The organism is Burkholderia cepacia, from assembly GCF_001039005.1.
Classification (GTDB): Bacteria; Pseudomonadota; Gammaproteobacteria; order Burkholderiales; family Burkholderiaceae; genus Burkholderia; species Burkholderia theae.
This window is the reverse complement of sequence record NZ_LDWR01000050.1, coordinates 152,298-166,284: the sequence shown is the minus strand read 5'-3', so window position 1 is coordinate 166,284 and position 13,987 is coordinate 152,298. Positions and strand designations below refer to the sequence as shown.

General features: G+C 65.5%; 12 protein-coding genes and 1 pseudogene. 8 read left to right on the top strand and 5 right to left on the bottom strand.

The window, feature by feature from the left end; genetic code table 11:
• Positions 1-3: 3 nt before the first annotated feature.
• The 3 genes from VL15_RS28220 to VL15_RS28210 form a co-directional block, all read right to left on the bottom strand.
• Positions 4-906, bottom strand: a complete 903-nt coding sequence (locus VL15_RS28220; RefSeq protein WP_048249971.1) for a carbohydrate ABC transporter permease — start codon at positions 904-906, stop codon at positions 4-6.
• Complete coding sequence (locus VL15_RS28215) at positions 903-1,772, bottom strand: carbohydrate ABC transporter permease (RefSeq protein WP_011349624.1); 870 nt, start codon at positions 1,770-1,772, stop codon at positions 903-905. Before VL15_RS28215 ends, VL15_RS28220 begins: the two co-directional genes overlap by 4 nt.
• A gap of 70 nt (positions 1,773-1,842) precedes the next feature.
• A complete protein-coding gene (locus VL15_RS28210; RefSeq protein ID WP_080970972.1) occupies positions 1,843-3,078 on the bottom strand; it encodes an ABC transporter substrate-binding protein in 1,236 nt (411 codons plus the stop codon).
• Between the two features lie 328 nt (positions 3,079-3,406).
• On the opposite strand from VL15_RS28210, the gene VL15_RS28205 reads away from it, so the two are divergent.
• On the top strand, positions 3,407-4,168 hold the full coding sequence (locus VL15_RS28205) for a 2-keto-4-pentenoate hydratase (RefSeq protein WP_048249970.1): 762 nt from the start codon (positions 3,407-3,409) through the stop codon (positions 4,166-4,168).
• 79 nt (positions 4,169-4,247) lie between these two features.
• Here the strand turns inward: VL15_RS28205 and VL15_RS28200 are convergent, their stop codons facing one another.
• Positions 4,248-5,165, bottom strand: coding sequence for a DMT family transporter (locus VL15_RS28200; protein WP_048249969.1), 918 nt, complete (start codon positions 5,163-5,165; stop codon positions 4,248-4,250).
• A gap of 234 nt (positions 5,166-5,399) precedes the next feature.
• Here VL15_RS28200 and VL15_RS28195 point away from each other — a divergent pair, with 234 nt between their 5' ends.
• The 6 genes and pseudogenes from VL15_RS28195 to VL15_RS28175 all read left to right on the top strand — a co-directional run bounded on the left by VL15_RS28195 (position 5,400) and on the right by VL15_RS28175 (position 12,755).
• On the top strand, positions 5,400-5,954 hold the full coding sequence (locus VL15_RS28195; protein ID WP_048249968.1) for a GNAT family N-acetyltransferase: 555 nt from the start codon (positions 5,400-5,402) through the stop codon (positions 5,952-5,954).
• A gap of 140 nt (positions 5,955-6,094) precedes the next feature.
• A complete protein-coding gene (locus VL15_RS28190; protein WP_048249967.1) occupies positions 6,095-7,507 on the top strand; it encodes a hypothetical protein in 1,413 nt (470 codons plus the stop codon).
• Positions 7,508-7,622: 115 nt separating this feature from the next.
• Complete coding sequence (locus VL15_RS28185) at positions 7,623-9,794, top strand: hypothetical protein (protein ID WP_048249966.1); 2,172 nt, start codon at positions 7,623-7,625, stop codon at positions 9,792-9,794.
• Between the two features lie 7 nt (positions 9,795-9,801).
• A complete protein-coding gene (locus tag VL15_RS28180) occupies positions 9,802-10,509 on the top strand; it encodes a DUF3142 domain-containing protein (protein WP_048249965.1) in 708 nt (235 codons plus the stop codon).
• Between the two features lie 183 nt (positions 10,510-10,692).
• Positions 10,693-10,824 (top strand): annotated as a pseudogene (locus tag VL15_RS43295) (IS481 family transposase); the annotation flags it as partial.
• A 122-nt stretch (positions 10,825-10,946) separates the two neighbouring features.
• Positions 10,947-12,755, top strand: coding sequence for a hybrid sensor histidine kinase/response regulator (locus VL15_RS28175; protein WP_048249964.1), 1,809 nt, complete (start codon positions 10,947-10,949; stop codon positions 12,753-12,755).
• Here the strand turns inward: VL15_RS28175 and VL15_RS43835 are convergent.
• Positions 12,687-12,923, bottom strand: a complete 237-nt coding sequence (locus VL15_RS43835; protein ID WP_080970970.1) for a flagellar transcriptional regulator FlhD — start codon at positions 12,921-12,923, stop codon at positions 12,687-12,689. The two genes, VL15_RS28175 and VL15_RS43835, sit on opposite strands and share 69 nt — an antisense overlap.
• Positions 12,924-13,296: 373 nt before the next feature.
• Between VL15_RS43835 and VL15_RS28170 the strand changes: the two genes are divergently transcribed.
• A complete protein-coding gene (locus VL15_RS28170; protein WP_048249963.1) occupies positions 13,297-13,938 on the top strand; it encodes a response regulator in 642 nt (213 codons plus the stop codon).
• Positions 13,939-13,987: the final 49 nt, after the last annotated feature.

Below are 13,987 nucleotides of genomic sequence, written 5' to 3'. Positions count from 1 at the left end.
GTTTCACCCCTTGACCGCGCCGGCCGTGATGCCCGCGACGATCCTGCGCTGAAGCAGGAAGAACAGCACGAGCAGCGGCAGCGTGCCCATCACGGCCGCCGGGAACAGCTTGGTCGGATCGATGTCGTTGGTGCCGATGAAGCGGAACACCGCGACCGTGATCGTGAACTTCGACGAGTCGGTCAGGAACAGCAGCGGATAGACGAGGTCGTTCCACACCGACAGCGTGACGAACATCGCGAGCGTGCCCGTGATCGGCCGCAGCAGCGGCAGCACGATGTACCAGTACACCTGCAGCGGGCTGCAGCCGTCCATCACCGCGGCTTCTTCCAGCTCGAGCGGAATCCGCTTCAGGAAGCTCGTGTAGAAGAACACGCCGAGCGGCAGGCTCTGCACGGTGTACGCAAGGACGACGCCGAGATACGTATTGAGCAGGTGCAGGTCGCGGAACAGCACGTAGAGCGGCGTCAGGCTGACGAACATCGGGATCGTCAGGCCGAGCGTCAGCACGATGTAGACCGCGGTCGACAGCCGGCCCTTCACGCGCGCCAGCGGATAGGCCGCGAGCGACGACAGCAGCGCGACGAGCAGCGTGACCGCGAGCGTGATGCCGATCGTGTTCGCGACGCTGCGCCAGTAGTTCATCTGCGTGAACACGGCCGCGTAGTTGCCGAAGAACACGTGGTCGGGCAGCCCGAGCGGGCGCGCGATGATGTCGTCGCCGGTGCGCAGCGACATCAGCACCATGTAGATCGTCGGCAGCAGCACGATCGCGACGATCGCGATCGCGGCCACCAGCCGCGCGAACCCCGGCATGCGGCGCAGCAGCGTGCCCGCGCGCAGCCCGCCGCCCGACGTGCCGGCGGTCGAACGGTCCGCATGAAAGCGGTGACGGATGACGTTCACAGGTTGTCCTCCCGGCGGCGCAGGATCGTGTTCTGGGTGGTGGCGACCACCACGACGATCGCGAGCATGATCATCGACAACGCACTCGCGAAGCCGAACTTGTAGTCGTTGAACAGGCTGTGGAAGATCTGCAGCCCGAGCGTGGTCGTCGCGCCGTCCGGCCCGCCGTTGGTCAGCACGAGCGGCAGCTCGAAGGTCTTCAGCGTGCCGATCGTGCTCAGCGTGATGTTCACGGTGAAGGCCGGCGCGAGCAGCGGCAGGTCGATGCGCGTGAAGCGCACCCATGCGTTCGCGCCGTCGAGCTTCGCCGCGTCGTGCAGCTCCGACGGAATGTTCAGGTAGCCCGCGAGGAAGATCGCCGTCGAATAACCGACGTACATCCACACGTGCACGGCCGTGACGGCCGGCAGCGTGACCGACGGATCGCCGAGCCACACCTGCTGCAGCGCGTCGAGATGCACGAGATGCAGCAGCTCGTTGATGCCGCCGCCGAGCGGCGAGTACAGGTACTCCCATACGAACCCGGCGATCACCGCCGAGAACATGCTCGGCACCAGCAGCCCGACGCGCAGCGCGCCGCGCAGCCGCGGCAGCGAGAACAGCAGCGCCGCGAACAGCAGCCCGAGCCCGTTCTGCACGATCACGACGATCGCCGCGTACGCGAACGTGACGACGAGCGTATGCAGGCTCGCGGGATCGCGAAACGCCGCCGCGTAGTTCGCGAGCCCGATCCAGTGCGCGTCGCCCACGCCGGAAAAATCCGTCAGGCTCATCCGCGCGGCCTTGAACAGCGGGTACAAGCTCAGCAGCGCGTACAGCGCGAGCGCCGGAACGGCGCACCAAAGCAAGGTCCGGTTGCGCTTCATCGCGCACCTCCTTCGTCGAATCGCGCCGCGCGACCTCGCGCGGCACGGCACATGTCAGCGAAGCGGCGGTTCATCGCGCGGCCGCATCCCAGCGGGCGAGCAGCTTCGCCGGGTCCTGCCCGATGTCGAGGAAATACGCGGACATCGAATTCCAGATCGCCGTGAACAGCGAGCCGGCCCACACGCCCTTCGGATACAGCACGACGTGCCCGTTCTTCTGCGCGGCCGCGTACGGCTGCGCCTGCGGCGGCATCGCGTCGGTGCCGCCCTCGAACGGGCTGAACGCGGCTTCCGCGTCGAGGAACTGCCGATCGTTGTCGGGGCGCGCCCAGAACGCGAGCCACTTCTTCGCGGCGTCGGCCTGGTGCGACGCCGCGTTGACCGCCCACGCGGTGCCGAGCATGTCGAGCGCGACCGGCCCGTTGCCGGGCACAAGCGCGGGCAACGGCGCGAACTGGAACGCGAGCCCCTTCGTCGCGCTGAACTTCGCGATATTCCACGCGCCCTGCGGCATCATCGCGACGCGGCCGGCCTGGAACTCGGTGAGCCCCGTGCTCCACGCGCTCACGCCATTGTTCAGGCGCGGCACGAAGCACTTCGCATCCGCGAGCACCTTCAGCGCGGCCATCGACTGCTTGAACGCAGGATCGGCCGCGAAGCGTGCGCTGCCCGCACCGACGAACGATTCTGCGCGCGCGTCCGCGTCGCCGCCGCCGGCCGCCAGCCCGGACGCGATCACGAGCGCCGCCGGTGCCCAGCCTTCCTTCGCGGGCAGCAGCATCGGCGTGATGCCGGCCGCCGCCAGCTTCCCGCATGCGGCCTTCAACTGGTCGACGTCGGTCGGTACCGTCGCAACGCCCGCGCGCTTGAACAGGTCGAGGTTCGCGAACAGGCCGATGCCGACCAGCTCCATCGGCAACATGTAGGTCTTCCCGCCGATCTGCGTGTGGCCGCGCACGCCGCGCCAGATCGTCGGCACCCACTTCTCGCCGCTCAGGTCCAGCAACTGATGCGCGCCCTGCCATTGCCGCATCAGCTCGCGGTCGACCATCAGCACGTCGGGCCCGTTGCCGCCCTGCAGCCGCGACGACACGACCGTCGTCGTGTCGTTGCGCGACATGTATTCGAACTTGACCTTGATGTCGGGGTTTTCCTTCTCGAACCTTGCGATCAGCGCCGCCATGTTGGCGGGCTCGGCGCCGCCGCCCTTCCAGCCCGTCACGTCGAGCGTGACCGGCGCGGCGCACACCTGCGCCGCCAGCACTGAAAGGACTGCGAAAGTTACCGCCCGAAGCCTGTTGAACATCTGCTGTCTCCACGTTGTTGTTGAATCGTTGCGCACGGCCTGTGGCGTGCGGCGTGCGGCCGTGTTCCGTCGCGCTGGAAGCCCGCGTTTCCCGTCGTTCGATTCATTTGGGAAAGCGCTTTCCCTATTGTGTCGCACAACGTGCCCGGCTTGCAAGCGCCGGGGTGAATCGATCGTCTAGGGGATATCCCGAGGGCGTGCCGTGGCGGCCGCGGGCCGTCCATGCGCGACCGGATCGAGCGATCATCGCGCCGAAGGCGCTATCATCGAATGTGCGACTTTCGTCCGGCCCTTTTTTGCCGGCTCACCTTCAACTCGCTCAACCGACATGACAACGACTACCGAACGCGTGGACGGCGCCGCCCAGCATCTCGTCGCCGCCCGCCATGCCGGCTCGCCCGGCCCGCTGTTGCCCGATGCACTGCGTCCCGAGGACGTCGACACCGCGCTCGCGATCCAGCAGCGCGTTGCCGACCTGCTCGGCGAACCCGTCGGCGGATGGAAATGCGCGCTGCCGCCGCCCGACCGCGTGATCCTCGCACCGATCTTCGCGTCGACGATCCGCGAAGCCGATGCGCCGTACCGCGTCGTCGGCGGGCCGATCGTGCGAATCGAACCGGAAATCGCCTTCGTGCTCGATCGCGACCTGCCCGCGCGCGCGCAGCCGTACGACGAGCAGGACGTGCGCGACGCGATCCGCGAAGTGCGCATCGTGCTCGAGGTGCTCGGCTGCCGCTATGCGGAACCGGCACGCGCGTCGAAATTCGAGCTGCTGGCCGACGGGCAGTTCAACCAGGGGCTGTGCGTCGGCCCGGTCGTACACGACGGGTTGAACGTGCCGCTCGCGACGCTGGCGCTGTCGTTCGAAGGCGCGCTGAACCGTGCGATCGACGGCCGCCATCCGGACGGCGATCCGCTGAAGCCGCTGGTGTGGCTCGTCAATTTCCTCGCGTCGCGCGGCGATGCCGTGCGCGCCGGTCAGATCGTCACGACGGGCTCGTACGCGGGCGCGATCGACGTGCCGCTCGGCGATGCGCTGACGGTCCGCTTCGGCGAGCTCGGCAGTCTGTCGGTGACGTTGACGGCGTGATGCGCGCGCGGCACGCGGACAGGCCCGGCCTGCCGCTTGCCGCGGTGCGATGGATGCGCGGCCCGCTTCGTTGTCGTCGTCAGGTGCGTGGCTGCCCGGCCTTGCGCGTCGGCAGCGTCATCGCGGCCACGCCCGCGACCACACATCCGAGCCCCAGCCACGCCGACACCGACAGCGACTCTCCGAGCAGCACGATGCTGATACCGACGCCGATCGGAACCCGCAGATAGGCTTGCGCCGTCGTGCCGACCGAGCCGAGCGTCTGGACCAGCCGGAAGTAGATGACGAACGCCAGCGCCGTCGAGAAGACCGCGAGCGCCGCCAGCGCCAGCAGCGATTGCCACGACGGATGAAGCGTCCACGGTCGGTCGACGACGATGCTGGCGGGCACCAGCACGATCGCGCCGACCATGAGCGAGCCGGCAGCCGGCGCCGCCGGCGACAACCCCTTGAACGACCGCCCGTAGATGGCCGCGCCCGCATAGCAGACGGTCGCCGCGACGATCGCCAGTTGCGGGACGAGTTGCCGGCCGAGTCCGTCGAACGCGCTGACGCCGACCACCAGCGAGATGCCGACCAGCCCCGCGACGACGCCGAACAGCTTCCGCGACGTCAGTGGTTCGTGGCGGGTGATCAGCCAGGTGCCGACGAACGCAAGCACAGGCGACGCGGAATTGAGGATCGTCGCGAGACCGGCTTCAACCGAACGTTCGGCCCACGCGATCAGCGTGAACGGAACGACGCTGTTCAGCAGCGCCTGCACGAGGAAGCGACGCCAGACCGCGAGGTCGCGCGGCATCGGAATGCGCCGGATGCGCATCCACAGCAGCAGCACCGAGCCCGCGATCAAGGTCCTCGCGGCGATCAGCGTCAATGGCGGAATCGTTGCGACGCCGATCCGGATGAACGTGTAGGACGCCCCCCATAACGTCGAGAGCGTCAGGAGCAGGAGCAGATCGGCGACGGCGGGATGGCTGCGGGGCACGGCTGGCTGCATGTCGGGTTGCTCGCGTTTTCGGTCCGTGGCGAGGTTGGGATCGACCCGGTTCGCATCGGGTCGCATGAGTGGATTATGTCGACGGCCGGGCGTGAACGCTTCAGCGCGATGCGAAATATGGATTGCCGTGTGGTCGGCCGCGCCTGACGGATGCCGGCTTCGTTCGGCGGTTCATATCTCCTTGGCTGACGTGACGTTCGGGACAAACCGCGGCAACGAAAACGGAGTGATGCAATGGGTGAAGCGACCGGCGCGATCAAGGGCACCGCCCGCTACCGAGCAGCAAACGAACACGACGTCGACGCGCTCGTTCAACTGGTCAATGCAGCGTACCGCCCGACTGCAACTGCGGCCGGATGGACACACGAAGCGGCGATCATCGAAGGCCCGCGGATTACATCTTCCCAGCTTGTCGATACGTTGCAGGCGCCGAACTCGGTATTGCTGGTCGCGGAGGTGGAAGGACGCATTGCCGGCTGTATCGAAGTCAAGGCAACCGGAGACGCGGCCTACATCGGCACATTGGCCGTATCGCCGTCCATGCAGGACCTCGGACTCGGGAAAGCACTGCTGAACGAGGCCGAGCAATTCGCGATCCGGCGCTGGAACATCGGGAAGGCTGTCATGGTCGTCCTGTCGGTGCGTCACGAACTGATCGACTTCTATTTGCGCCGCGGTTACACGCGAACCGGCGAGTTGATGCGCTACCCGTTCGACGCAGGCGTCGGCATGCCACGAGACGAAAACCTGACGATCGAGACGTTGACCAAGGACATTGCTCGCGACTGATGTTGCATGCGATTGCGTCCCGCGCCGCCGCAACCCCATCGCCATCGGTTCCACCCGATCCGTCGTGATAACGTTGCACATCATCGCGCGACCCGGCCCGAACCGCGGGCATGCGAACCGCGCTCACCCCGATAACCGCCATGTCGCTGACACCGCTTCCCGCCTTGCTCGACGAAACGCTGCGCACCGTCGCGCGCCGCTACCGCCTGCCGCCGCTCGACAGCGCGTCGTCGCTGACCGATGCCACGAACCCGGCCACCGTCCTGGCGACTACGATCGAGGAAGCGCGCCGCCTGCGCGACGACGGCCAGCCTCCCGGCGCGGCGTTGCAACAGCGCTTCGTCGATGCGCTCGCGCGAATGATCCGCGACGCCGTGGATACGCGATCCGGCGATCCCGCCTTTCAGGCCGCGGTGCTGCGTCACGATGCGCCGAGCGTGCGCGAATACGCGTCGCTATCCGCGCACGCCGATCAGGACCGGCGCGCGCTGCACTCGGCCGTCAACGCGATCGCGCACCCGGCCAAGCTCGAGCGCAGCGCGCAGGCGTGGCAACGCGACGGGCTCGCGCGGCTGCATGCGGCCGCCACTTCCGCATCGTGGGCCGATCTTCATGCAACGCTGCAGGCGTTGCTCGCGCTGCCTGACATGGCGACCGACGCCGCTTTCGAGCAGGACATCGTCAAGCTGAAAGACAGCCCCGCGCTCGAACGCATGCTGCGCGTCGACGCGCTGGCATCGGACGAACACGTCCGCCGATACCGAGCGCTGTGGGTTCGCCAGGGTCCGCTCGAAGGCAGCACGATCGCCGTCGCGCAGGGCGCGGCTTCGCAGCAGCGCGGCGCGGCCGTCGAAGCGCTGGCTGCGCAGGTGCTCGAGGCACTGGCCCGCAAGCTCGACGCGGTGGACGAGCGGCGCACGTACCGCGTGGTCACGTCGATGCGCGTGCCGTCGTCGATACCGGGCCGGCACGACCGCGCAAAAACCGAATGGGACGCGATTCTGCTCGAACGCCCGCGCGGCGACGAAGCGGCGCCCGTCTGGAACGTTCGTTTCCTCGTCGAAGCGAAAGCGTCCGCGGATGCCGCGACGACCGATTTGCCGCGCCTGCTGCGCGGCCTGCACCTGCTCGCGCAGGCCGACCCGGACACGGTCTATTCGTTCGAGACGCACCAGGGCACGGTGCGCGTGCACGGCGCGTCGCTCCGCGCATTGACGACCGACGACGCGGCGCTGCAACGGGAAGTGCTCTATTGCTGCGACGCGTCCGCCGACGCGACGCCGCGCTTGCTGGGTGCCGCGAGCCGGATGCAGCTGCTGTCGGCGTCCGCGAGCCTCGAATACGCGAGCGCGCTCGCGCAGCAGCCGGAAGCGGATCCGGGCGGCCTCGGCGTCATCTGGCACGCGCTGCTGACGCTGCCGCAATGGCATGCGGTGCTGCATCAATATCCGTCGTTGCGGCAGGTCCGCGAACTGATGGTGGCGATCGACGACTTGCGCGCGGCGATCGGCGATGCGGATGAAGGCGGCGTCGCAAGCAGCGTGTGCGCGTGATGCGCAAGCCGGGCCGCCGCACGACGGCAACGCGCCGCCCGTGAGGTACGATACGCGCCGGGGCACGGCGCCCCCTGAGAGACCGGCCATCGCGGCCCCAACCAGCATAAGAAAAATGCCTAGAAACCCATTGCTGCACCGAAACCTGTTCGCCGCGCTGGCGGCCAGCCTGCTCTGGATCCCCGGCGCACACGCCAGCTCGGACGACAGCTGCAACGTGCCGCCCACGCTCCGGCAAAACACCTACTCGTGCGGCAACGTGCCGATGCTGAGCCCCGCCAACGACACGCGCGTCAACGCGATGCTGCTGATGGTCAATAGCGGCAAGGTCGCGCAAGTGTTCCCGGACCCGAAGACCATCCCGGCGAAAGACCGGATCAACCAGATCATCGTGCCGTTCCCGATGGACTTTTCCGGGTGGATCGACATCGGCCAGAAGCAGCCCGACAAGGCCGACGGCGCGTCGGATGCCGATGCGCCGTCGAATCGGTACGCCGACGGCGAAGGCAGCATCTGCCGCAGCATGACCGCCGGCGCCGACGCGTTCAACGACGCGCTGGACGCCGCCGGTGGCATCCCCGCCGACGAAACCACGCGCCTGCGCACGGCGCGCACCGACATCGCGCAAAAGACTTGCGCGACGGGCGGCGCGAGCGCCGCATGGACGCGGCCCGCGGTCAAATCGCCGCTCGGTCAGCAGTTCGCCGCCTACCTCGACGGCACGAACGCGTTCTACCGCGCCGACTTCGCCACCGCGACCAAGGCATTCGCGAACGCATCGCACAGCGCGAACCCGTGGTTGAAGGAAACCGGCCTCTATATGGCCGGGCGCGCGCAGTTGAACGCCGCGCAGGCCAATGTGTTCGACAACGACAACCCGACGCCGTCGCGCCCGCGCGTGGCGAAGGTCTCGCTCGACGCGGCGAACACGGTGTTTCGCACCTACCTGAAGGTGTATCCGCAAGGGCGTTATGCGGTGTCCGCGACGGGGCTGTTGCGGCGCGTCGCGTGGCTCGGCGGGAACGTCACGCAGCAGGCCGACCTGTACGGCAATGCGCTCGCCCGCTGGTCGCCGAAAACCTCGAACGTGCCGCTGATGCAACTGGCAAACGAACTCGACAGCAAGCTGCTGTTCGGGTCGGAACTCGACGCGCGCCAGATCCAGTCTCCGACCGTGCTCGCGACCGTCGACCTGCTGCGGATGCGCACGTCGAACAGCGGCAACACGAGCCGCGACAAGCCGCTGACGCTCGACGAGTTGCAGGCGCAGAAGCCGCGCTTCGCGAACACGCCCGCGCTCTACGACTATCTGCTCGCGACCTGGTATGTCCAGATCGGGCACAAACCCGACGCGGCGCTCGAATTGCTGCCGCAAACACCCGCCGCGCCGCTCGACTACTTCGGCCTGAGCCAGCAGGCGCTGCGCGCGTTCGCGCTGGAGGATAGCGGCCAGACCGACAAGGCCCGCCAGCTGTGGCGCGACCTGATCCCGCTCGCGAAATTCCGCTTCCAGCGCGAGGCGCTGGAACTCGCGCTCGCGATCAACCTGGAACAGGCCGGCCTCGTCAACGACGTGTTCGCCGACGATTCGCTCGTGCAGAACGCCGCGATCCGTGCAGTGCTGCTGCAGCACACGGCCAATGCGGACCTGCTGCGCGCGCAGGCGCAAAACCAGGCGACCGGCGGCGCGCTGCGCGACACCGCGCTGTACACGCTGCTGTACAAGGAGCTCACGCGCTCGCACTACGCCGAGTTCATCGCCGATGCCGCGCTGGTGTCCGGCACGCCTGCCGATCCGCTGAAGCCGTTCACCGCGCCCGGTGCCAAAAACGAGGACGGCTACGCGTGTTTGTCCGCGCACGACATCGCGACCGCGCTCCAGCAGAATCCCGGCGATGCGAAAGGCTTGAACTGTCTCGCCGATTTCGTGCGCCTGCATCCGCCCGCGTTCGGCCTCGAAAACGATCCGGTGCCGCCATGGGTCCGCAACGCGTCGTCGGCGAGCACCACGCGCATCCCGCCGACGCTCGGCGCTTCGCCGTCGCAGTTCGCGGGCAAACCGTACGAGCGGATGTCGAGCTACGTAACGGTGATGGCCGATGCGCAGGCCAACCCGAACGACCGCGCATATGCGTTCTACCGCGCGATCAAGTGCTATGCGCCGACGGGCAGCAACGAATGCGGCGGCAAGGACGTGCCGAAGAACACCCGCAAGCGCTGGTACGACACGCTGAAGGCCACCTATCCGGGCAGCCCGTGGGCGCAGAAGCTCCGCTACTACTGGTAAGCGCGGCATGACGCGTATCGTGTGCGTCGCGCTGCTGCTGGCCGGACGCGTCGCGCTGGCCGGCACGGTCGATGCCTCACGGTACGACGCGTTCTGGCTGTGGGCGGGCGTGAAGCCGCAGGCGGTCGTGCACACCGCACGCACCGTCTACGTGCTGCAAGGGCAGATCGAGGCGTCGCCGCGCGACGAATCGCAGGTGCGCGTCATCGCGCAGGGCGTCGCACTGCCGCCCGCGCCGAACGCGCGCGTCTGGCTCGTCTATCGTGCGCATACGCTGCGCTGGACGCCGCGCGTCACGGCGATCATGCTCGCGCAGCTCCAGCGCTGGCGCGCGTCGGGCCGCACGATCACCGGCATCCAGATCGACTTCGATGCGCGTACGCGCCATCTGCAGGATTACCTCGAATTCCTGCGGACGCTGCGCGCGACCTTGCCCGCCGATTGCCGGCTGAGCATCACCGGGCTGCTCGACTGGAGCAGCCGCATCGATACCGACCAGGTCAACCAGCTCAGGGGCATCGTCGACGAGGTCATCGTGCAGACCTACCAGGGGCGCAGCACGATCCCCGACTACGCGGCCTATCTGCCGCGCGTCGCGCGGCTCCAACTGCCGTTTCGCATCGGCGTGATCCAGGGCGGCGAGTGGGACGCACCGCCTTACCTCGCGACGAATCCGTGGTTCCGCGGCTACGTCGTATTCCTGCGCAACGACTGACGGGCGGAAACCCGGCAACGGCGATCCCGCCCGCGAACCGGCATCAGCCCGGGCGCGGCGAACTGGCGTCCACGTACACCGATGCCGCGACGCATGGGACCACACGCTTGCCGGCTTCGCATCATTGAACGAGCAAACGATCACGCTCGCGATCGGAAAGGACTGGAATACAAATCCGAGAGAGACCTTGATGCGTGGCTCGACCAGTACAACAATGAACGAGAGCATCAGGGGCGCTGGTGTTATGACACGACGCCGATGCGTACTATCCTCGATTCGCTCGAACTCGCCACGGAGAAACTCATCCCCCATTGATGACTCGTTCTTTGTCGGCCCGACTCCCTGTCAGATCGAGTCCCGGCTAAAAGTGGCCGCGTGCGTTGATGATCTTCCGAAGCCGCATATTCGTATCGAATCCGGATTGGCGAGAACGATTAATGAATACGACGACACAATTCAACGACACAATTGCATCCGAACAGCTCAAGATCGTGTACGGCATCGTTGAGCTCAGTGTCACCGGAGGCACGCTGCTTGCGGTGGTGCTCGCCGTTTCGCTTCACCGCCTCGGGCAACTCGATCTTGTAATCGGTCCCGCGTGGGTTCTATACATCGGGGTATGTTCGGGTGGTCACATCATACTTTCCCGCCTGTACAAGAGATCGGCATCATCCGTCAGCAGGTGGTCATATTGGGCCGCGTGGTTCACCGCTTTCAGTCTCGCCGCGGGAATGGGATGGGGATGGTCATCGATTCGACTGGTAACCGCCGGCGGCTTCGAAATCCAGTATCTCGCTGTTACCGCCACGCTTGGCGTCGTAGCAGGTTCCGTCCCGGTCTTCAGCGCATATTTCCCTGCGTTCCTGGCGTTTCTTTTGCCTGCGACCCTGCCTTATGTCGCCGCCGCCGCCCTCTCGCAGAACCATGTGCAACAAGCCACCGCGCCCATGATGTCGCTGTTTGTCTGCGTGATCGGCTACCTCGGCATCCTCGCCAACCGGACGGCAACGCAGAACATCAGATTGAGATATGCGGCGGAAAAGCTGGCTGTCGATCTTCAGGCTCAAAACGATGTCGTTGTCAAACTGGCGGATGACCTGAGAAACCAGAAACAGATCGCGGAAGAAGCCAATCTCGCGAAGTCCCGCTTTCTCGCAGCAGCCAGTCACGATCTGCGCCAGCCGTCGCACGCCCTCGGACTGTTGGTCGGCGCACTTCGTGGCATCCCAATGAACCCGGACGGAAAACTCCTCGTCGAGCAGATCGAATTTTCCACCGCGGCCCTCGACAAGCTCTTCGCCGCCCTGCTCGACATTTCCAAGCTCGATGCGGGTGTCGTGGAGGTGCAATACCAGTCATTCGCGATCGACGCGGTTCTGGCTCGAATCTGTCGCGACTACTCGAGCGATGCCTCGGCCAAAGGGCTCGCGCTTTCCCGTGTTCCCACTCACGCAGTCGTGTATTCGGATCCGATACTGGTCGAGCGTATCGTGCGCAACCTGGTGTCCAATGCGGTGCGCTATACCGACGCCGGCAAAATCGTCGTGGGGTGCCGGCTCCGCGGCACACATGTCGCCGTTCAGGTATGGGACACGGGGCGCGGCATCCCGCACGACTTGCTCGACCTCGTGTTCCAGGAGTATTACCAGATCGGCAATTCCGAGCGAGATCGCGAACAAGGACTCGGGCTCGGTCTGGCAATCGTTCGACGCCTGGCCGACCTCCTTGGATGCAAGCCGGCCGTGCGCTCGGAGCCTGGCCGAGGGTCATGCTTCGAGATTGCGATCGAACGCTCGGACCGTCTGCCAATGCCGCTCGAGATCCCCGTCGGTGAAGATCACGACACGTCATCCACGGCTGGGCTCGTGGTGGTCGTCGATGATGAACAACCCATACGTGACGCGATGTCGAAACTACTGAAGATGTGGGGATACGAAGTCGTTGCGGCCGGCTCGGGAGACGAGACCATCGCGAGCCTCTCGACTTGCGCCAGGCGGCCTGACCTGCTGGTCTGCGATTTCCGCCTGCGTGGCGGCGAGAACGGCATCACCGTAATCGAAAGAGTCCGTATGGAATACAACCAAAACATTCCAGCCATGCTGATTAGTGGTGATACGGCCGCCGACCGATTGACCGGTGCGCACGCAAGCGGAATTGTTTTACTTCACAAACCGATTTCACACGGCAAGCTGAGAGCGGCAATCGGCAACCTCATCGCAACAGGATCGGGCAGCGCGGATGACTAGATCGTGCCGCTCTTCTACCTCATGTTCCGATACGCTCACGACGTCACTCACAATACCCAAGCGAAACATGCCCGTCGCGCGATGTTCCTGCAACAGCCTTGGGGCGAGCCACAAGTACGACATGTCCGGTTCTTGAATTGCATCACGCCACTCGATAACAATCGCCATTCACCACGATTGATGCATTAAAAGGATTAATGTTCCGGTCGGCCAGGTTCGTCGCCCGGCAACGTTCTGTAGATCAACAGAAACACCGAGCGGCCGTTCTCGACATGCATCCATGTCATGCGTTCGCCGGACTGCGGTCGTGGTCAAATCGACACCTCCATCGCATTACATACCAGCGCGATCTAGTCTTGCCAATTTCGACGCAACTGTAAATCCGACGTTCGGCGTACGATCGATCCAAGCGAAACTGAATCAAAGCCTCAGGACCCACGACATGGAAATTGGACTAAAGTCTTAGGACATGGCATCGCAACGCAATCTGGATGCCTGACGACGATCCCCATCGTCGTCTCTTAACGCTCGATCCAACCTCGTGAAAATATTGATCGTCGACGACCATCCTGTCTTGCGGGACGGTGTAGCCAAGCTGCTTCAGCTGGGCGGCGACGACACGGTCGTCGTACAAGCAAGCAGCGCCGATGAAGCCATGCGGATGCTCGATCAGCAGATCGATCTGGATGCCGTGTTGCTGGACCTGACACTGAAAGGGATGGACGGTCAGGCGGCGATCACCGAGTTCGCGAAGATCCGCCCCGAGTTGCCAATAGTCATTTTTTCCGCGTCTGAAAACCCGCAGGACGTGCGGGACGCGTTCGCGCATGGCGCACTGGGTTATGTGACAAAAACGTCGAGCCTGCACACGTTGATGACGGCCATGAAAATGGTGCTGGAAGGAGAACGCTATGTTCCGCCGATCGTTCTGGACGAACTTGTTTCGCGACACGCCGACATCGTTCGGGCGCAGTCATCGGCGCCCATGGACATGCTGCTGACGCAGCGCCAGATCGAAGTACTTCGCTACGTGGCGGCTGGCGTACCCAACAAGGTCATCGCGGACAAGTTGGGCCTCTCGGAAAAAACCGTCAAGGCGCATATCACATCGATCTTCAAAGCACTGAACGTGCTCAATCGCACGCAGGCCGCGGTCGCGGGGCGGAAGGCCGGCCTCATTTGACCTGATCGCCGGCATGGCGCCGCGCACAGTCTCGGGCTCACGCCCATGG

Excerpts from the sequence above, each read along its gene's own strand:
- VL15_RS28215 (WP_011349624.1), bottom strand. The coding sequence starts at position 1,772 with ATGAAGCGCAACCGGACCTTGCTTTGGTGCGCCGTTCCGGCGCTCGCG.
- VL15_RS28190 (WP_048249967.1), top strand. The coding sequence starts at position 6,095 with ATGTCGCTGACACCGCTTCCCGCCTTGCTCGACGAAACGCTGCGCACC.
- VL15_RS28185 (WP_048249966.1), top strand. The coding sequence starts at position 7,623 with ATGCCTAGAAACCCATTGCTGCACCGAAACCTGTTCGCCGCGCTGGCG.
- VL15_RS43835 (WP_080970970.1), bottom strand. The coding sequence starts at position 12,923 with ATGGCGATTGTTATCGAGTGGCGTGATGCAATTCAAGAACCGGACATG.
- VL15_RS28200 (WP_048249969.1), bottom strand. The coding sequence starts at position 5,165 with ATGCAGCCAGCCGTGCCCCGCAGCCATCCCGCCGTCGCCGATCTGCTC.
- VL15_RS28210 (WP_080970972.1), bottom strand. The coding sequence starts at position 3,078 with ATGTTCAACAGGCTTCGGGCGGTAACTTTCGCAGTCCTTTCAGTGCTG.
- VL15_RS28205 (WP_048249970.1), top strand. The coding sequence starts at position 3,407 with ATGACAACGACTACCGAACGCGTGGACGGCGCCGCCCAGCATCTCGTC.
- VL15_RS28180 (WP_048249965.1), top strand. The coding sequence starts at position 9,802 with ATGACGCGTATCGTGTGCGTCGCGCTGCTGCTGGCCGGACGCGTCGCG.
- VL15_RS28195 (WP_048249968.1), top strand. The coding sequence starts at position 5,400 with ATGGGTGAAGCGACCGGCGCGATCAAGGGCACCGCCCGCTACCGAGCA.
- VL15_RS28175 (WP_048249964.1), top strand. The coding sequence starts at position 10,947 with ATGAATACGACGACACAATTCAACGACACAATTGCATCCGAACAGCTC.